Genomic DNA, 20,037 nt, shown 5'->3' with positions numbered 1-20,037 from the left:
TTGCAGGCTCATTGTCATCCAGAATTACGGATAACTTTCAGATATTGAAACCTGCATCTTCAAGTTGAATGGGTATAGTTCAAACGTCACAATATCCTTATCATTTCGACCTATTTTGACGTCGTCAAACGTTCGACCAACCAAGCTAATTTCGTTTTTAAATTGGCTGACCCAATTTGGCACTGAGCTCGGTTTTTTCGCTAGCCCCTTCAGGTCTAAGGTATGGGTATTGATTCGAATTTCGGACAAAGAAATTTCTTGGTTTCCTAGCTTCGCTAATGATTGCATCACGCCAGAGTAACCCGTGCGTTGCGAGTCATCGTATTTCCCGACAGCTTTAAGCGAGTCTCGCTTCGCCTTGACTTCACGCTCTAAGCGGGCTTTAGCTGCCAGCTTATTATTGTCAGGTTGATGTTTACGTAGCTTGACTTGATAACGTTCAAGCTCTGACTTCATGATATCGCCTTTACTTTTTACAATAGCAATCTCATCTTCCAAACCGCTGCTCTGCCAAGTGACATAACCGTAAGAAAATAGAATTGCAGCCGCCGCAACGCCCCAAGATAACGCGATATTTTTTAGCGTCAGGAGCTCTTTTTTCGGCTTTAAGTAATCGGGATATAAGTTGACGCGTCGAGTATTTGAAGTAGCCGCAGTGTCAGCCAAAACATGTCCTGATAGCTCATGTTCTGGTGGTAATAACGGTGAAACCTTAGTACTTAAACGGTAGTTCAGAGCCTGAACAAGCTCGCTCTCATCCTCTTCATCACAGCACACTTTCAATTGATGTAATTGCACGTGGCGTAACTGAGATGAAAGATAATCAATCGAACGTTGCAGTTCTAACGACAGACTGTCCATCTGTAAATCGCTAGACGGAACCCCCGTTAACGGTGGCGTCACACTGCGAATAGAGCGGTGGAACGCAATAGTATTTTCGACAAAAGCGCTTATACGGAAATGACCACGCACACTGCGTTGTAATAATAGGAAGTTTCCTAGTTCACCCGCAGTCTCTCCCCAAATATCGTCTTCAGGAAGAATGGCCTCTAATGGTAACTGGGCTCGACTGGCCAGTAACACAATCTTATCCAATATTTTTCGCGATAAGACGTATGCTTGCACTTTGGTTGAATTCGGTAACTCGACCGCATCGGCAATAATGTCGATAGCACGCTCAGAGATCAGTTCTTTCAACAAAAACGGTAATGCGGCTGGCCATTCTTGACGCGGCATGACTGGTTTGTCGATTTGGTACATCTGGTAATAGTTATGAGAAAGAATAACCGTTAATGAATCATACGCACTCGCTGCAACGCTCAATGCTTGCTCAACGGCTTTTTCCCAATTGGACTCAGAAATATCAAATTGGTATGGACGACTACTTTTGATTGAAGATGATAAATAAACGGCGTCTGGCTGAATAACCAAAAAGCAGGAGTGATCACCACTAGATGATCGCTTAAGCTTGTCGAATAGTGCTTTGAAATCCATGATTATTATCTTTATTTTTTCCGCCAGCGATTTCGTCTTCCCAATTTAACTTGGGATTCTGATTGAGAATTCGGCAACGCTTGGGGACGAGGAAGAAACTGCTGCTCCGCAGAAAAGTAACGCCCTTGCCCACCATAAACCCCGAGCTCAATTAATGTGTTGAGCTCGTTCTGATTCTCAATTCCCACTGCTATAATTTTAGTTTTACTGTTTGCCGCCGCACCTAGCATACTGCGGACAAATAGCTGGTTTTCATGTCGTTGGTCGATTTTTGCTACTAAACTGCGATGAAGTTTAAGGTAACGAATGTCCACTTCTTTTAAATAGTGAGTGCTGACGATGGTACGCCCAGCCTGCCCAACCATTAAGTGGCACCCTAAACCGGCCAGCATTTTAGCGACTGGTCGCATAAAGTCTAAGTGTCTTACAAATTGTGCTTCAACAAACTCAAAACTGAGACACTTTCTCTGCTCACGTGACAACTGTAAGAGTTCATCACGAAACCATTTAAAGTACTCTCGGTTAGAAAATGGCGTTACATTCAAATTGAGCGCATACGATCTTGAGTTATCAAAATTGTCCTTAAACTCTCTTAAGAATTTATTAATAACCGACTTATCCATTTGCGCTTCATAACCAACCTGTCTGATCGCAGAAATGAACCGAGACGCTTTAACAATCCCATTCTCAGGATCGCGAATCCGACATGTTAACTCTTCATATAATGATTTTTTATGCGTCGCGTCACTTATTGGGTGCACAGATTGTGCGTAGAGTATCACACTTTCAGGTGTAAGTGCTGTGTCAAATAACGTTCTCCACCTCACACTTCCGCGAGCTTCTTCATCGTGGTTCCATTTTTTGAAGCGACTCCAATTATTGTTATTTTGTAGTTGCGCACTACGCAAAGCAGTCTCGGCTTCATCAATGATTTGGCTGTGTCGCTCACCTTCTTTATAAGTGGTGATGCCAATATGGCACCAGTTGTCTGGATCAAGTGGCTCTGGCGGCATTAACTTTTCTAACTGGCGAATGCATTGCGAGGCAAGGTTAGCCACATCTTTCGCACTTTGGTGCGGTAGAAAAAGCGCAAAATCAGCATCGTAATAACGGGAAAATACAACATCTGGGTATCGTTGAACTAAATTGGACAATAAACTCCCAACTTCAACAATAAACTCATCCGTAATTTGCTTATCTTGCTCTTCTTCAACCAGTTTCCAGTCTTGAATACGCACTAGCAACACGGCGCCGCGAGCCCCACTTTCTAGTAACGCCGATTCCAACTTGCTATCAAATAACACTCGGTTAGCGGTACCGGTTAGCTTATCAAGGAAGGTTTGAGTTCGAATAAAGGTATCAAATCGGCTTCGCTCTTGACGCGCATCTTGTAACTCTTCGATTAATACATCGAGCGCTTCACTGGCGGTGTAAGGCCATTCTTTTTTGTCACCTTTGGCATACTGCTCCACCCTACCAGCCAGGATCATTCTGCCTCGCTCTTCGAGCATTTCGGAGCCTTCTAATTGCTCCTTAAGCCATGCCACGCCGCGCATTAAGCAGAAGATGATCAATATCACGGCAAGCGTGATCGACCAAAGCGCCTGCATTGAGTAGCTGTAACCTAAGTAAGGGGGAATTGCTTTAAAGTGAATCGTGTAATCTTGATTGTGAGTCAGCTGGTACTCTGCCTCAAACAAGACTGACGCTTCCATTTGATGAGAAGTATCTTTGAAGCGATAAACAACGGCGTTGTTAGTCGACAACGTCATTTCGACAATATTGGAAGCCTGCAGCATTTTCGGCATCCAGCGCTGCATAGAATAAGCGGCGTCAGGATCTTCCATCTCCTTGTCGACCACCTCTACGATCCCTTCTAAATAATGGGTGAGATATTCCTGCCCAAGACGTTTAAAAGAGAGGGTGCCACCGACAAACAAGATAAACATGGCGCAGATAACGATCATGGTGACAAAGGCCACCAGCCGTGTGCTTAACTTAAGAGTTGGGGTATACCTCATGAATACCAAATTCCTTTTTTATTCATCATATACCTTATTGAAATATTTATACTTGATAAGAGTTCATCAAACAATCGGATTAGTCTGATAGTGAGAGGCTGGAGCATAAAGAAAATCACACTCATTGATAAGTTTTATTGTTACGCCTAACCTTGCCAAGATAAGCCTGTGAGATCATTAGATTGCGACAATAAAAAAGGCCGCGATATTCGCGGCCTTTTCGATTCAAGCATAAGCAGAATTTAGAACGGGATATCGTCGTCAAAATCCATTGGTGGCTCATTGTACTGCTGCTGTGATTGCTGCGGAGCCTGTTGTTGTGGTTGCTGTTGCTGAGGCGCATTGTACTGCTGCTGAGCTGGCTGTTGAGGCTGACCCCATCCACCTTGTTGCTGCTGTTGACCGCCCATTGGTGCGCCGCCACCTTGAGCACGACCGCCAAGCATTTGCATCACACCATTGAAGCCTTGAACAACGACTTCAGTTGAGTAGCGATCTTGGCCACTTTGATCTTGCCATTTGCGAGTTTGCAGTTGCCCTTCAATGTAAACTTGAGAGCCTTTACGCAAGTACTCACCTGCTACTTCCGCAAGTTTGCCGAACAACACAACACGGTGCCATTCCGTTTTTTCGCGCTGTTCGCCAGTCGCTTTATCACGCCATGAATCAGAAGTCGCAATAGTAATGTTTGCTACTGCACCGCCATTCGGCATGTAACGAATTTCAGGGTCGTTACCTAGATTCCCCACCAAAATAACTTTGTTAATTCCACGGCTGGCCATGATGTGCTCCGTTTCACTCTGGATATATAAAATTTTAGCGTATTAGAATAGCACGCTTTAATGTTTTGATTAAAGTCTAATACCATTGTGATCTATTGAGTCACCCTCTAGAACCCAAATCGTATTTCAACTTACGTGTGTAGCATTTTTGATTCGCGTTGCAGACATCGTTTCGTGAAGCTTTGAATTCGAACGCATTTATTCAGTAAAGCGATGGTTATGGCCTCTCTTTAATGCCAGTTTATGGCTTCTATTGAACCCAGGGAGATTGGAACACGTGAGAAAGTCGGCTTACGCAAGAAAGCTATTTCTGATCAGTATGGAAGATAATGCGCAAAAAAAAGTGGCGGCACTCGAAAAGTACGTTGATATGAGCATCCCGGTGATTTCAACCGCAGCACTCATGGAAGCCAAGCCACAACACCGTAATAAAATTCTACTGATCGACTTCAGTGAACATAAATCACTTGTTCAATCGATCAAAAACTTGCCTCTTGTATGGAAAAACTTTGAAACCGTTGTCTTCAACGTGCCTAAAAGACTAACCACGGATGAACTTCTTTCATTTGGTCAATTAAAAGGTGTGTTTTATTCTGAAGATACGCTAGAGCAAATTGGAGAAGGGTTAAAAGGCATTGTTAACGGTCAAAACTGGCTGCCGCGTAATGTAACCAGTCAACTTTTACACTATTATCGCAATGTCATTAATACTCATACTGCACCAGCTACGGTAGACCTAACCATTCGTGAGCTACAAGTACTGCGTTGCCTACAAGCTGGCGCCTCGAACAGTCAGATGGCCGAGGAGTTATTCGTCAGTGAATTCACCATCAAATCGCACTTGTATCAGATATTCAAAAAGCTATCCGTAAAGAACCGAGTACAGGCAATCGCCTGGGCAGACCAAAACTTAATGTCGTGATGCAATGTGAGCGGCTCTGATAACTGAAATGACGAGTCGCTCATCTTTTTTCCGCACCGAGTCTCACATTTTTTCCTACTTTATTCATGATTCATTGATACCTCTCGTGTTAAAGTTATGCGCAGATTCTTGATAAAAACGAGATAGGATATTCCCCCAATGATAAAAAAATGTCTGTTCCCTGCTGCAGGCTATGGCACACGCTTCCTACCGGCAACGAAATCTATGCCAAAAGAGATGATGCCAGTCGTGAACAAACCGCTTATTGAATACGGTGTCGAAGAAGCAATCCAAGCTGGTATGAACGGCATGTGTATTGTGACGGGTCGTGGCAAGCACTCGATCATGGACCACTTTGATAAGAACTACGAACTGGAACATCAGATTAGCGGTACCAACAAAGAAGAGCTGTTGGTAGATATCCGTGAAATCATTGAATCTGCAAACTTCACTTATATACGTCAACGCGAAATGAAAGGCTTGGGCCACGCGATTCTAACTGGACGAGAATTGGTAGGCGATGAGCCATTTGCTGTTGTTCTTGCTGATGACCTTTGTGTGAACGAGCAAGAGGGCGTACTGGCTCAGATGGTGGCACTATTTAAGCAGTTCCGCTGTTCTATCGTTGCAGTGCAAGAAGTACCAGCCGAAGAAACGCACAAATACGGCGTTATCTCTGGTGAAATGATCAAAGACGACATCTACCGCGTAGACGACATGGTAGAAAAACCAGAGAAAGGCACGGCGCCTAGCAACCTTGCTATCATTGGCCGCTACATCCTGACTCCCGATATTTTTGAACTGATCGAAAACACCGAACCAGGTAAAGGTGGTGAAATTCAAATCACTGACGCGCTGCTGAAGCAAGCAAAAGCGGGCTGTGTATTGGCTTACAAATTCAAGGGCAAACGCTTTGACTGTGGTAGCGTTGAAGGTTACATCGAAGCAACTAACTATTGTTTTGAAAACCTGTATCTAAAAGATGAAAAAACCTCTGAGCTAGGTAAGCACGCAACACAAAAAGCAGTATAAAGCATCGTCTTAGTACGAAATTACTGTATCGAAAGCCCAGCACAACGCTGGGCTTTTTACTTTACTGTTTTTTTATCCAGTAATTTTCTTTGCACATTTCTCACACTATGTAATACTTGCCCCACTTGGTTATACATAGAGCAAAAACGATGGATAAAATAGAAGTTCGCGGTGCCCGAACCCATAACCTTAAAGACATTAATCTTACAATCCCTCGCGATAAACTGATTGTCATTACTGGACTAAGTGGCTCCGGTAAATCCTCTCTCGCTTTCGATACATTGTATGCAGAAGGCCAACGACGCTACGTAGAGTCTCTCTCTGCCTACGCTCGTCAGTTTTTGTCTCTGATGGAAAAACCCGATGTCGACCATATTGAAGGGTTATCACCCGCGATTTCTATTGAACAGAAGTCTACTTCTCATAACCCGCGTTCAACCGTCGGTACAATTACCGAAGTCTACGACTACTTGCGTCTGTTGTATGCTCGTGTAGGCGAACCCCGATGTCCAACGCACCATGCCCCTCTTGCTGCGCAAACCATCAGTCAAATGGTGGACAAAGTTCTGGAGATGCCAGAAGGCAGCAAAATGATGCTGTTGGCACCCATTGTCAAAGAGCGTAAAGGTGAGCATGTTAAAACGCTTGAGAACTTAGCGGCTCAAGGCTTTATTCGTGCGCGTATTGATGGAGAGACTTGCGATCTGTCCGATCCTCCAACGCTAGAGCTACATAAAAAGCACACCATTGAAGTCGTGGTAGACCGCTTTAAAGTTCGTCCAGACTTACAACAGCGCTTGGCCGAATCTTTCGAGACAACACTCGAATTATCAGGCGGAATTGCGGTTGTCGCGCCAATGGATGGCGACGGTGAAGAGATTATTTTCTCCGCCAACTTCGCTTGTCCACAATGTGGTTACAGCATGCAAGAGTTAGAGCCGCGACTTTTCTCATTCAACAACCCTGCTGGTGCATGTGGCACTTGTGATGGCTTGGGTGTTCAACAATACTTCGATCCAAGCCGAGTCATTCAAGATGATTCATTAAGCTTGGCACAAGGTGCGATTCGCGGTTGGGATCAAAAGAACTACTACTACTTCCAAATGCTCACCTCATTGGCCGATCATTATGGTTTTGACCTCCATGCCCCTTTTAATTCTCTGCCAAAGAAAACGCAAGATGTCATTCTAAAGGGCTCAGGTCGTACTGAGATTGAGTTTAAATACATCAACGATCGTGGCGATATTCGCGTTAAACGCCATCCATTCGAAGGTATTCTGAATACCCTAGAACGTCGCTATCGTGATACAGAATCCAACTCTGTCCGTGAAGAGCTTGCAAAATACATCTCCACTAAATCTTGTTCAAGCTGTGGCGGTACTCGTCTACGCCTCGAAGCACGTAACGTTTTTATTGCTGATACGACACTACCTGAGATTGTTGAACTCAGCATTGCTGATGCATTGGAGTTCTTCCATTCCTTGAAACTGGAAGGTCAACGAGCCCAAATCGCTGAAAAAGTGATGAAGGAAATCAACGACCGCCTGCAATTCTTAGTTAACGTCGGTTTGAACTACCTAAACTTATCACGCAGTGCAGAAACCTTATCAGGCGGTGAAGCTCAACGTATTCGTTTAGCAAGCCAAATTGGTGCAGGTCTTGTTGGTGTCATGTACGTCTTAGATGAACCGTCGATTGGCCTCCACCAGCGTGATAACGAACGACTCCTAAAAACACTGACTCATTTGCGCGATTTAGGTAATACCGTACTTGTGGTAGAACACGATGAAGATGCGATTCGCTGTGCAGATCATGTCATAGATATTGGTCCTGGTGCTGGCGTACATGGTGGTAATGTTGTTGCGGAAGGCACCATGGAAGAGATAGTCGCGAATCCGAATTCTCTGACAGGTCAGTACTTAAGTGGTGTTAAAGAAATCGCAGTACCGAAAGATCGCACGCCGCGAGATCCGAAAAAAACGGTTGAGCTATTAGGCGCAACAGGTAATAACCTTAAAAACGTTAACCTTTCAATTCCTGTTGGGTTATTCAGCTGTATTACAGGGGTATCTGGCTCAGGTAAATCAACGCTGATTAATGATACTTTCTTTAAAATTGCGCATACCCAACTTAACGGAGCGACAACGGCTCAGCCTTCACCTTATAAATCGATTAAAGGTCTAGAGCACTTCGATAAAGTCATCGATATTGATCAAAGCCCAATTGGCCGTACACCTCGCTCTAACCCTGCAACCTATACGGGGATCTTTACCCCAATCCGTGAACTGTTTGCAGGCACACAGGAGTCGCGTTCTCGCGGTTACAAGCCGGGCCGTTTTAGTTTTAACGTACGCGGTGGTCGTTGTGAGGCCTGTCAGGGTGACGGTGTTATCAAAGTAGAAATGCATTTCCTACCAGATGTTTATGTGCCATGTGATGTGTGTAAAGGTAAACGCTACAACCGTGAAACGCTCGAAGTACGTTACAAAGGTAAAACTATTGATGAAGTGCTAGAAATGACGGTCGAAGATGCACGCACCTTCTTCGATCCAGTTCCTGCCATCGCTCGCAAACTACAAACACTGATGGATGTGGGTTTGTCGTACATACGATTGGGTCAAGCGGCAACAACACTCTCCGGTGGTGAAGCACAGCGTGTGAAACTGGCGCGAGAGCTATCCAAACGTGATACAGGAAAAACCTTGTACATTTTGGATGAACCAACAACCGGCCTTCACTTCCATGATATCCAGCAGTTGCTCACTGTACTGCACAGACTTCGCGACCACGGAAATACTGTCGTGGTGATCGAGCATAACCTGGACGTCATTAAGACTGCGGACTGGATTATCGATCTTGGTCCTGAAGGGGGTCAGGGTGGCGGCGAGATAATCGCTCAAGGCACTCCGGAAGATGTGTCGCAAATCGAGGGTTCGCACACAGCTCACTTCCTCAAGCCTATGTTGAAGTAGAAAAAACAGGTAAAGTATCGAGACCAGCAAGTGCTGGTCTTTTTTCATTCAAAACAACGCAATAACTATGGCTACTATACATGTAAGTGGAACAAAGCTTTCTCCCGAAAAAGTACAGGTTCCCCTCAATCGCAAGTTTCTCATTGCCTTGGCAACACTATTTGTGTTGGCAATGCACTTTTTCATGCCCAACCCCGGCGGTTCGGGGCTTTCGCTTTCGTTCAATGCGACAACTTGGATTGCTTTTAGCTTTGCATTAGGCATTGGGTGTTACCAACTAGCGAATAATCGAGTGCTACGTTACTCAAAACTAACCATCGGCTTGTTCATTAGTGCTCTTATCATGACAGTGCCCATTCTGTACCCAAATGCGAATAGCAGCTTGGCAGCCAATAAGCTCATTGGCCTGTGGTGTGGTGTCCTGTTCTTTATTGTTTTACAACAATTTCATTTCAGTAATAAACATCGCCAACGCCTATTATGGTTCATTGTCCTTGCGGTTGTTATCGAAGCCATTTTTGGTCTGACACAATATCTGTATCTCAAACCAGGTAATCCGTTTGGTTACGACACGGTGGCCAATCGTCCTTATGGTATTTTCCAACAGCCCAATGTAATGGCCAGCTTTCTTGCGACAGGGTTGGTGATTGCCAGCTATTTACTTGCACGTCAGCCCTACAAATACGACCGTAAGTTAAGCGATGTTTACCTTCTCTATGCCGTGCCAGTTTTAACTTTACCACTAATTGTGGCGTTGGCTTCACGCACTGGTTGGTTAGCCTCGGTCATCGCCGTGTTGTTGGTCATTCCATACATGTACCGTTTTGCAACCAAAGGGCGCTTTATCCGCTGGGTTGTGTCACTTGTAAGTGGGCTCTTATTCTCCGTCGTTGTCATGCATCTTGCCTTTCCTGATGGAGGTGGGTTAGCCGCAGAAAAAGTAAATATGGAGTCTCCTCGAGCGTATACTTTTCCGCAAACATTAGACATGGTGATTGAAAAGCCTTTTACTGGTTATGGATATGGTAAGTTTGAATCTGAGTACATGCTGTATACGGCTCGTCAACATGCCCTAAATGAGAATTACCCAGCTGGTTTGCCAGCCATGGATCATCCGCATAACGAGCTGCTTTACTGGGGAGTAGAAGGTGGCTTGCTGCCAATACTCGGCATCTTCTTAGCGATGGCACTGGTACTGTATCGAATCTATCAAGCCAAACGCGGAACTCGTCTTGCGTTGCTGGCCTTGTTTATACCTATCGTATTGCACTCACAACTGGAATACCCTTTCTACCACTCTCTCGTGCATTGGTTGATCTTCGTTATCCTACTGTACTGGGTCGATCAGCGCGTCTCTCGTTATCGACAAGTCGGCTTTAGTAATGTAACCAAAAGCTTGCTGCGTGTTTTTAGTTTGGTACTTCCCGTTGCGTTTACGTTTTACATGGTAAGCGCATTACATACGAATTATGTATTGACGAAGTTTGAGACCACTAGACCAACTAACCCTGATATTCTGAATCAAGTCAGTAACCCTGTAGTTTGGAAAGACAGGTTTGATTGGGATGTCTATAGCACGTTTTTAAACCTTGGGCTGTACCAACAAGACGCAACCTTGATTCAGCCTTATATCGATTGGTCGCTAAAAATCATCAAAGATAAGCCTCGCCCTGCATTTTATAATAATTTGATTTTGGCCTACCAAGGCTTAGATGACTCAAGTAAAGCGGAGCAAATTAGAGCTGAAGCGCAGTTTTTGTTCCCGAAGATTGATTTCAGTGACGTCAATTACCAGCCACCTTCTCAAGCAATATCTGCCTCACCAGCCCCCACTTCAGGAGCTGAGTAATAAATACCAAAAAGCGAAGGGATGACCTTCGCTTTTCTTTATCTCATTGCTGTATGATTTTATTCAGTGAGTGACTCTTCTAACGCTTTTAAGCACAGCGCAACGTTTTCAGATCGAGCGCCGTAACCCATTAAGCCAATACGCCACGCTTTACCAGCTAATGCCCCAAGGCCTGCACCAATTTCTAGGTTATAGGTTTCTAGCAAGTGAGCACGAACTTTTGCTTCATCAACTCCTTCAGGCACGTAAATCGCATTTAATTGTGGCAACCGATGGGCTTCGTCCACAACAAATTCAAAGCCTAACTTTTGTAAGCCATTTTTGAGTTTTTCATGCATCAGTTGGTGACGAGCCCAAGCGTTTTCTAATCCTTCATTTTTCAGTATCAATAAAGCTTCATGAAGCGCATACAAGCTATTAACTGGCGCCGTATGATGGTAACTACGCTTGCCTTCTCCACTCCAATACCCCAAAACTAAACTCTGATCGAGGAACCAACTCTGTACTGGTGTTGTTCTTGCTTGAATCTTTTCAATCGCGGCAGGAGAAAACGTCACTGGTGAGAGCCCAGGTACACATGACAAACATTTTTGACTACCAGAGTAAACCGCATCCAGTTGCCATTCATCCACTTTTAACGGCACACCACCAAGTGACGTCACCGCATCAACAATAGATAATGCATTATGCTGTTTCGCCAGCTTACCCAATGCTTGAGCATCACTGACTGTACCAGTTGAGGTTTCCGCATGCACAAAAGCAAGAATTTTTGTATCTGGGTGCTGTTCGAGTGCTTGCTCGACTTTATCAATGGAAACAGGCGTCCCCCATTCATCATCGACGATAACAACTTCACCACCAGCACGGACGACATTTTCGCGCATGCGTTCACCAAATACACCGTTACGGCAAACGATCACTTTATCGCCTTTCTCGATCAAGTTTACAAAGCAGGTTTCCATCCCTGCACTACCAGGGGCTGAAACCGCAATAGTGAATTCATTGTCAGTTTGAAAGGCATACTTCAATAGCTGCTTGAGCTCATCCATCATACCGATAAACAGAGGATCAAGGTGACCTACCGTAGGACGACTTAGTGCTTGTAACACTTGAGGATAAATATCAGAAGGACCAGGTCCCATTAAAATACGGTGAGGTGGAATAAAGCTTTGGATCGACATGTCAGCTCCTTGATTATCTTTTATCCTGAGCATTCTAAAAGTTCTATTCAATAACATGGCTCAGGTGTAGGGTTCTCCACCCTAATAGATTTTTCCTCTATCAGCAATTAGCCGTAAGTATGGAGGTCAAACCAGTGTCACAAAATCGTTAATAAAAAACACCATAAAGGTTGAAATATTGATTGACATTAAGGCCTCAAAACCGTTCAATGTTTGAGCTTTATGTAGAAGAGGAGCGCTACCCAGGTAGATGATTTGTGGAACCGCAATTCCAACACCAATCATTGAGGGGGAGTAGTGCCGAGGTAAGTCAAAGTTGCAGGATTTGACTTGTCGGTTGAATTGGGCTGAATCCCATCAACTGTCATCAGCGCAGTCTGATGAAGGGCTTCTGAGGGTAAATTTTTCAAATAGCATTCTAAATGCCTCTCTTTTTGCTCTGTTCCTTTTCTCACTAAACATTGGATGTACAATTTTTTAGGAAGTCGTGGGAGAACGCAGTGAGCGCATTTAACGTAGCTAAATTCGGTGGAACCAGTGTTGCCAACTATGAGGCAATGAGTCGTTGCGCCACCATTATCGAAAACAATCCAAATACTCGCCTAGTCGTGAGCAGCGCTTGCTCTGGCGTCACCAACCTATTGGTAGAACTCGCCAACGGTGTTCAGGATCAAACGCACCGTACTGAGCTACTGCAAAATCTGGCCAACATTCATGACGCCATTTTAACTCAGCTCGAAGACAGCACGAAAACTGCTGCCGAGGTGTATGGCATATTAGATACCGTAACCAGCCTGGCCGAGGCTGCATCTATCCAAGCTAGTGCGAAGTTAACCGATCATTTAGTCGCATGTGGTGAACTCATGTCGACGCACATTCTAACTCAGTTAATGTGTGAGCGAGGCATTCAAGCAGTGCGCTTTGATATCCGCGATGTGCTGCGTACTGATGACAACTTTGGTCGCGCGGAGCCAAACATTGAAGCAATTTCGACGCTTGCGCAAGATAAACTCGTACCACTTTGCCAACAATCCGTTGTTGTTACTCAAGGCTTCATAGGATCTGACGAAGCCGGTAATACAACAACATTAGGTCGAGGGGGCAGCGATTACAGCGCCGCCTTAATTGCTGAGAGCGTTAAAGCGGCAGGGCTAGAAATCTGGACTGATGTTCCGGGTATCTACACAACAGACCCGCGAATTGCACCAAAAGCCTCACCAATTCCTGAGATCAGCTTTAGTGAAGCTTCAGAAATGGCTAACTTTGGCGCTAAAATCCTTCACCCTTCTACGCTAGTACCTGCATTGCGCCACGACATTCCGGTATTTGTAGGGTCATCGAAAGAGCCTGAAAAAGGGGGAACTTGGATTCGCCACCAAGTCGAAAGCTCACCGTTATTCCGTGCGCTAGCTTTGCGTTGTAACCAAACCATGGTAACGCTACGCAGCGCCAATATGTTCCACGCATACGGTTTCTTAGCAAAGGTCTTTGAGATCCTTGCAAAGCATAAGATCTCTGTCGATTTGATCACGACATCTGAAATCAGTGTATCGTTAACACTTGATCAAACTGATACATCTGGTGGCGCGCCGCAGCTGCCGCAAGCTGCACGAGAAGAGTTAGAAGAGTTATGTAAGGTAGAAGTTGAACATGACCTATGCCTCGTTGCTCTCATTGGTAACAACATGAGTGAGAGTAAAGGCTACGCGAAACAGGTTTTTGGCACGCTAGAAGATTTTAACCTACGCATGATTTGTTATGGCGCTAGCCCTCACAACTTATGCTTCTTGCTCCATGAATCGGTATCGAAACAAGCCATACAAAAACTCCACACGGAGTTGTTTGAGAAGTAAGTTCAACTCAATAAAACAAAGGGCTGCGTATCTGCAGCCCTTTGTTGTTTCAATAGTTGTTACATTTGGACGAGGTAAACATCAATTTAACCGTTAATGTTTGGCCCTAACCATTTTTCAGCCTCGATCCTATCCCACCCCTTACGATCGGCGTAACTCTCTAGCTGATCTTCTTGGATCTGTGCGATCGCAAAGTAACGTGAGTCAGGATGAGAGAAATACCAACCAGAGACTGACGCGCCCGGATACATTGCATAGCTGGAGGTTAGAGTCATGCCAATATTCTCTTCCACATTAAGTAGCTCCCAAAGCGGTCCTTTTTCAGTATGCTCAGGGCACGCTGGATAACCTGGTGCAGGGCGAATACCTTGGTATTTTTCACGAATGAGATCATCGTTAGATAAATCTTCATCCGCAGCATAACCCCAAATTTCTTTACGGACACGCTCATGCAAATACTCAGCAAACGCTTCGGCTAGGCGATCCGCCACCGCTTGAATCATAATTGCGTTGTAATCATCTCCCTGTGCTTTGTATTCATCAGCAAGCTCTCGTTCACCAATACCACCAGTGACAGCAAATGCCCCTATCCAATCATGCTTACCCGACTCTTTAGGTGCGATGTAGTCGGATAAACAATAGTTGAATCCTTTTGGTTTCTCGGTCTGTTGTCGCAAGTTACGTAATACTTTCACAACGTCGGTACGAGTTTCATCAGCATAAACTTCAATGTCGTCCCCCACGCTCGCAGCAGGGAATAAGCCACACATTCCGCGCGCTTTTAACAGGCCTTCTCGCTCAACTCGATCAAGTATCTCGTTGGCATCTTCGAATAAACGTTTTGCTTCTTCACCAACTTCTTCATGTTGGAAAATTGTTGGATACTTACCCACAAGTGACCAAGTCATAAAGAATGGTGTCCAATCGATGTATTGACGTAATATAGCCACATCAAAATCATCGAAGATATGAATGCCAGGCTTAACAGGCACTGGAGGAGTATAAGCTTCCCAATCGATAGCAACTTTATTCGCTCGAGCAGCTTCTAATGTCACTGGTTTGGTTCTCGGTTTCTTTCGATTATGTTGAGCACGTACTCGTTCGTAATCAGCTTCAAGTTTTTCAACAAATTCAGGGCGACGTTCATCAGACAGAAGAGAAGTACATACGCCCACTGCACGTGAGGCGTTGTTCACGTAAACCACTGGATGCTTGTAATTTTTCTCAATCTTAACTGCTGTATGGGCTTTTGACGTTGTTGCGCCACCGATGAGAAGAGGTAAGTTAAAGTCGAGACGCTCCATCTCTTTTGCAACATGCACCATTTCGTCTAATGAAGGTGTGATCAACCCTGATAAACCAATAATATCGACGTTCTCTTCTTGCGCTACTTTTAAGATCTTTTCGCAAGGAACCATGACACCAAGATCGATAATTTCGTAGTTATTGCACTGCAATACAACGCCAACGATATTTTTCCCGATATCATGTACATCACCTTTGACCGTCGCTAGCAAAATCTTACCGTTTGTTTGTCCCACCTGCTTTTCTGCATTGATGTAGGGCTCCAGATGCGCGACTGCTTGCTTCATCACTCGTGCAGATTTTACGACCTGAGGAAGGAACATTTTACCTTCACCAAACAAGTCTCCGACGACGTTCATCCCATCCATTAATGGGCCTTCAATCACCTCTAATGGCTTTGAAGCGTTGACACGAGCCTCTTCGGTATCATCAACGATGAACTCAGTTATTCCTTTCACTAACGCGTGCTCTAAGCGCTTTTCAACAGGCCAAGTTCTCCACTCAAGTGCAGAGGCATCCTCCTCTTTACCTACCCCTTTGCCTGCATATTCCGCCGCGATATCTAACAATCTCTCAGTGGCGTCATCACGACGGTTAAGAACGACATCTTCCACAGCCTCACGCAATTTTTCAGGCACGTTATCGTAGATTTCTAACTGACCCGCATTCACAATCCCCATATCCATACCATTTTTAAAACAGTGGTAGAGGAACACCGCGTGAATCGCTTCACGTACATAGTTATTGCCACGGAAAGAGAATGAGACGTTAGAAACACCACCCGAGATCATCGCATGTGGTAAATCACGTTTGATATCGCCAACGGCTTCAATGAAATCCACCGCGTAGTTATTATGCTCCTCGATCCCCGTAGCAATGGCAAAAATGTTGGGGTCAAAAATGATGTCTTCTGGTGGAAAGCCCACTTCATCAACAAGAATTCGGTAAGCGTTGGTACAAATTTCTACTTTGCGCTCACGTGTATCTGCTTGCCCAATCTCATCAAACGCCATCACAATCACAGCCGCACCGTAACGGCGGATCAACTTAGCTTGTTCAACGAATTTCTCTTTGCCTTCTTTGAGAGAGATCGAGTTAACAATGCCTTTGCCTTGGATGCACTTAAGACCGGCTTCAATAACCTCCCACTTGGAAGAGTCAACCATGATTGGTACTTTTGAGATTTCAGGTTCTGACGCACAAAGGTTTAAAAAGCGAACCATACAAGCTTGTGCATCCAACATGCCTTCATCCATGTTGATATCGATAATTTGAGCGCCATTTTCAACTTGTTGACGAGCCACATCGAGCGCTTCATCGTACAGCTCTTCTTTAATTAAGCGCTTAAAACGCGCAGAACCGGTTACATTCGTACGCTCACCGACATTGATAAATAAAGAGTCTTTATCAATAGCGAGTGGCTCCAGGCCAGACAAGCGACAAGCAACGGGAAGTTCAGGTAATTGACGAGGGGCGATATTTTCAACCGCGAGTGCCATTTGGCGAATGTGCTCAGGAGTTGTACCACAACACCCACCAATCAAGTTTAAAAAGCCACTTTGAGCCCACTCTTTAACATGCTTAGCCATATCTTCTGGCGACAAATCGTATTCGCCGAATGCATTCGGAAGCCCAGCATTTGGGTGAGCGGAAACAAAAGATTCTGATATACGCGAGAGCTCTTCAACATAAGGACGCAGTTCATCCGGGCCAAGTGCACAGTTCAAACCAAACGAAATCGGTTTAACATGACGTAATGAGTTGTAAAACGCTTCTGTGGTTTGACCGGATAATGTTCTACCGGAAGCATCAGTAATAGTCCCCGAGATCATCACAGGTAACTCAATACCCATCTCTTCAAACACACTTTCAACAGCAAATGAACAAGCCTTAGCGTTAAGCGTATCGAAGATGGTCTCGATAAGAATAAGATCAGAACCACCTTTAATCAGCGCTCGAGTCGATTCAGAGTAAGCCTCAACTAACTCGTCGAAAGAAACATTTCGATATCCAGGGTCGTTTACATCAGGAGAGATAGAACAAGTGCGGTTCGTCGGCCCTAAAACCCCTGCGACATAACGCGGTTTATCGGGTGTTTTTGCGGTCCATTCGTCTGCAACTTCACGTGCAAGCTTGGCAGCAGCAAAGTTAATTTCTTCACTTAGGCTTTCCATCTCGTAGTCAGCCATCGCAATGGTTGTTGCGTTAAACGTGTTGGTTTCGAGAATATCTGCACCCGCTTCTAAATATGCAGCGTGAATGTCCTTGATAAGTTGAGGCTGACTTAGAACCAACAGGTCGTTGTTACCTTTTAGATCACAATGCCAATCCGCAAAGCGCGTTCCTCGATAGTCTTGCTCTTCAAGTTTGTACCCTTGAATCATGGTTCCCATACCACCATCAATCAAAAGAATACGTTGCTTCAATTGAGCTTCAATCTGTTGTCTTACGTTACTTCCCACAGTACAGCCTCATTCCTTTAGTTATCTTTCCATCCTATCACACAAACTTCAGGAGTCTAGACGTCTAAACGTGGAATTAATGATTATTTTATCTCCTTCTTAACTTACAAAATAATCACGAAAAAATGTTTGCTATTTAAGCAGCATCAGCCGAGAATTCCATTCATAAAATGTTACAAATAGAGAGCTCTATGTCGGTCTATCATACTTTATGTTTTCTATCCGCAGCTGCGATGCTAATTGCTTTTGTAAACAGCAAGATAGGAAAGATGCAAACCACCATTGCGATTACCGCAGGTTCAATGGTGCTTTCACTTCTAATCTTAATTGCGGGTCAAAACAACTGGTTCCATCTCACCGAAATTGCGACGGAGACGGTCACAAGGATTAACTTCGAAGATTTCTTGCTCAAAGGCATTCTTGGCTTCTTACTATTTGCTGGTGGACTAGGCATCAAACTCCCGAACCTTAAAGATCAGAAGTGGGAGATCACTGTTTTAGCCCTTGGAGCTACACTGTTTTCTACGTTCTTTATTGGATTTGCGCTGTATGGGTTTTGTCAGTTAATTGGCATCCAATTTGATTTGGTCTACTGCTTACTATTTGGTGCTCTAATATCGCCAACTGACCCAATCGCTGTATTGGCTATTGTGAAAAAACTCGATGCTCCTAAACGTATCTCCACTCAGATTGAAGGAGAATCGCTCTTCAATGATGGCTTCGGTTTGGTTATCTTCGTCACTCTATTTACGATTGCATTTGGCACTGAGGCACCAACTGTAGGTAGTGTCACCTTACTCTTCATCCAAGAAGCTATCGGTGGTATCGCATATGGTTTCGTCCTCGGTTTGCTATTCCACTACTTGATCAGTGCCACCGATGATCACTCAATGGAATTGTTACTTACCATTGGTGTCCCAACAGCAGGTTACGCATTTGCTGAATACATCCATGTATCAGGCCCACTCGCAATGGTTGTATCCGGTATTATGATTGGCAACTGGACACGCTTTATTGGCTTTTCAAAAGAGAGTGAAGATCACCTTGACCATTTTTGGGAGCTTGTTGATGAATTCTTGAATGGCGTGTTATTCCTACTGATCGGTATGTCGATGCTGCTATTTGAATTCCACAAAGAAGACTGGATCATGATGGCTATTTCAGTCCCTCTTGTACTAGCAGCTCGCTATCTAAGTGTATTTCTTTCTTACATAGGCTTTAAACGTTACAGAAAATATAATCCATGGTCAGTGCGTATTTTGACGTGGGGCGGTTTACGCGGAGGCCTAGCACTAGCGATGGCACTTTCTATTCCATCTGGTATTTGGGTGATTCAAGATAAGTTAATCGATGTAAAAGAGATTATTCTTGTAATGACCTACTCCGTCGTTGTTTTCTCTATCCTCATTCAAGGCTCAACAATCACCCCAATGATTGAAAAAGCAAAAGCAGAAGAGAAGAAGATGGAAGAGAACAACCAAGCAATAACCACTCCGGAACATACGGAGCCAGTGGACTCTTAAAGACACGTAACTTAATAAATAAAAAGCAGCTACCTAGCTGCTTTTTTCATAACTAATTTTCAGACTCCCCTTCAAGGACGAGTGCTCCTTATTCTTTGATATACCTTCAAATATACTAAGAATCGCTACGCTGCATTTTCATAGATACTAACTATTGCCGATAGATAGTATTCATAGACGAGCCTTTTAATTTACCCATTTATCACTTCTCTTCTCTTCTCTTCTCTTGGCAATATAGGCTCCTCGCAAATATCAAAGCTAAACTTCCACAATACTTAGCAATGAGCGAGTTTGTATTTTAATGAGAAAGATACATTTAGGGTGATTGCGTTCAGAACCCAAACAGGTTAGCAATCTCACCAAGATAAAACTGAGCTAGCATTCAGGTAGATCAAAGCCTTAACAGAAATTTAGTCCCCCTCTCTCTTGAACTCAGTGAGACTAAACTTGTATTCAAAGTCGTCCTGTTTTCAAAATTGGAACAAGTGACACCTCAAACAATTAAACTCTGTCACATAACTAGATTTTCTAATATCGAACAAAAGGAGCTTTGGTGAATGAAGAGGCTCAAAACTAGCGCTCGAGACTGCAGAAACCACACAAAACTGCGTTCCACTTCACTCATACAGGGCTTAGAAAGC

Annotated in this window: 10 protein-coding genes, 1 pseudogene and 1 riboswitch; of the genes and pseudogenes, 6 read left to right on the top strand and 5 right to left on the bottom strand. The window is 44.3% G+C overall.

The genetic code is table 11. The annotated features are described in order from the left end of the window. Positions 1–75: 75 nt before the first annotated feature. The 3 genes and pseudogenes from R8N28_RS22835 to R8N28_RS22825 all read right to left on the bottom strand — a co-directional run. Positions 76–1,494 (bottom strand): annotated as a pseudogene (locus R8N28_RS22835) (MSHA biogenesis protein MshI); the annotation flags it as partial. An 11-nt stretch (positions 1,495–1,505) separates the two neighbouring features. After that, positions 1,506–3,515, bottom strand: a complete 2,010-nt coding sequence (gene csrD / locus R8N28_RS22830; protein ID WP_005381201.1) for an RNase E specificity factor CsrD — start codon at positions 3,513–3,515, stop codon at positions 1,506–1,508. A gap of 242 nt (positions 3,516–3,757) precedes the next feature. Continuing rightward, positions 3,758–4,297, bottom strand: coding sequence for a single-stranded DNA-binding protein (locus R8N28_RS22825; protein WP_005381235.1), 540 nt, complete (start codon positions 4,295–4,297; stop codon positions 3,758–3,760). A 277-nt stretch (positions 4,298–4,574) separates the two neighbouring features. Here R8N28_RS22825 and R8N28_RS22820 point away from each other — a divergent pair, with 277 nt between their 5' ends. The 4 genes from R8N28_RS22820 to R8N28_RS22805 all read left to right on the top strand — a co-directional run bounded on the left by R8N28_RS22820 (position 4,575) and on the right by R8N28_RS22805 (position 11,072). Then, a complete protein-coding gene (locus R8N28_RS22820) occupies positions 4,575–5,219 on the top strand; it encodes a LuxR C-terminal-related transcriptional regulator (protein ID WP_005381237.1) in 645 nt (214 codons plus the stop codon). Positions 5,220–5,378: 159 nt separating this feature from the next. Next, on the top strand, positions 5,379–6,251 hold the full coding sequence (gene galU / locus R8N28_RS22815) for a UTP--glucose-1-phosphate uridylyltransferase GalU (protein ID WP_005381239.1): 873 nt from the start codon (positions 5,379–5,381) through the stop codon (positions 6,249–6,251). Positions 6,252–6,400: 149 nt separating this feature from the next. After that, positions 6,401–9,223: an excinuclease ABC subunit UvrA gene (uvrA, locus tag R8N28_RS22810; RefSeq protein WP_005381241.1), complete on the top strand. Its 2,823-nt coding sequence runs from the start codon at positions 6,401–6,403 to the stop codon at positions 9,221–9,223. A 67-nt stretch (positions 9,224–9,290) separates the two neighbouring features. Beyond that, positions 9,291–11,072, top strand: coding sequence for a PglL family O-oligosaccharyltransferase (locus R8N28_RS22805; protein ID WP_053350598.1), 1,782 nt, complete (start codon positions 9,291–9,293; stop codon positions 11,070–11,072). A gap of 59 nt (positions 11,073–11,131) precedes the next feature. Here the strand turns inward: R8N28_RS22805 and R8N28_RS22800 are convergent, their stop codons facing one another. Continuing rightward, positions 11,132–12,253 carry a pyridoxal-phosphate-dependent aminotransferase family protein gene (locus R8N28_RS22800; RefSeq protein WP_054577146.1) on the bottom strand — a complete coding sequence of 374 codons (1,122 nt, stop codon included), beginning with the start codon at positions 12,251–12,253 and terminating at the stop codon, positions 11,132–11,134. Between the two features lie 220 nt (positions 12,254–12,473). Next, positions 12,474–12,652: riboswitch (Lysine riboswitch) on the top strand. A 101-nt stretch (positions 12,653–12,753) separates the two neighbouring features. Between R8N28_RS22800 and lysC the strand changes: the two genes are divergently transcribed. Further along, complete coding sequence (gene lysC / locus R8N28_RS22795) at positions 12,754–14,106, top strand: lysine-sensitive aspartokinase 3 (protein WP_065274909.1); 1,353 nt, start codon at positions 12,754–12,756, stop codon at positions 14,104–14,106. 86 nt (positions 14,107–14,192) lie between these two features. Here the strand turns inward: lysC and metH are convergent, their stop codons facing one another. After that, positions 14,193–17,873, bottom strand: coding sequence for a methionine synthase (gene metH, locus R8N28_RS22790; protein WP_065274910.1), 3,681 nt, complete (start codon positions 17,871–17,873; stop codon positions 14,193–14,195). A gap of 191 nt (positions 17,874–18,064) precedes the next feature. Here metH and R8N28_RS22785 point away from each other — a divergent pair, with 191 nt between their 5' ends. Beyond that, a complete protein-coding gene (locus tag R8N28_RS22785) occupies positions 18,065–19,396 on the top strand; it encodes a cation:proton antiporter (RefSeq protein WP_042523512.1) in 1,332 nt (443 codons plus the stop codon). The last annotated feature ends 641 nt before the right edge of the window (positions 19,397–20,037 follow it).

Source organism: Vibrio sp. Vb1554 (assembly GCF_033344235.1).
Note: the sequence above shows the minus strand (reverse complement) of the source record. Positions and strands in the feature narration are given on the sequence as shown.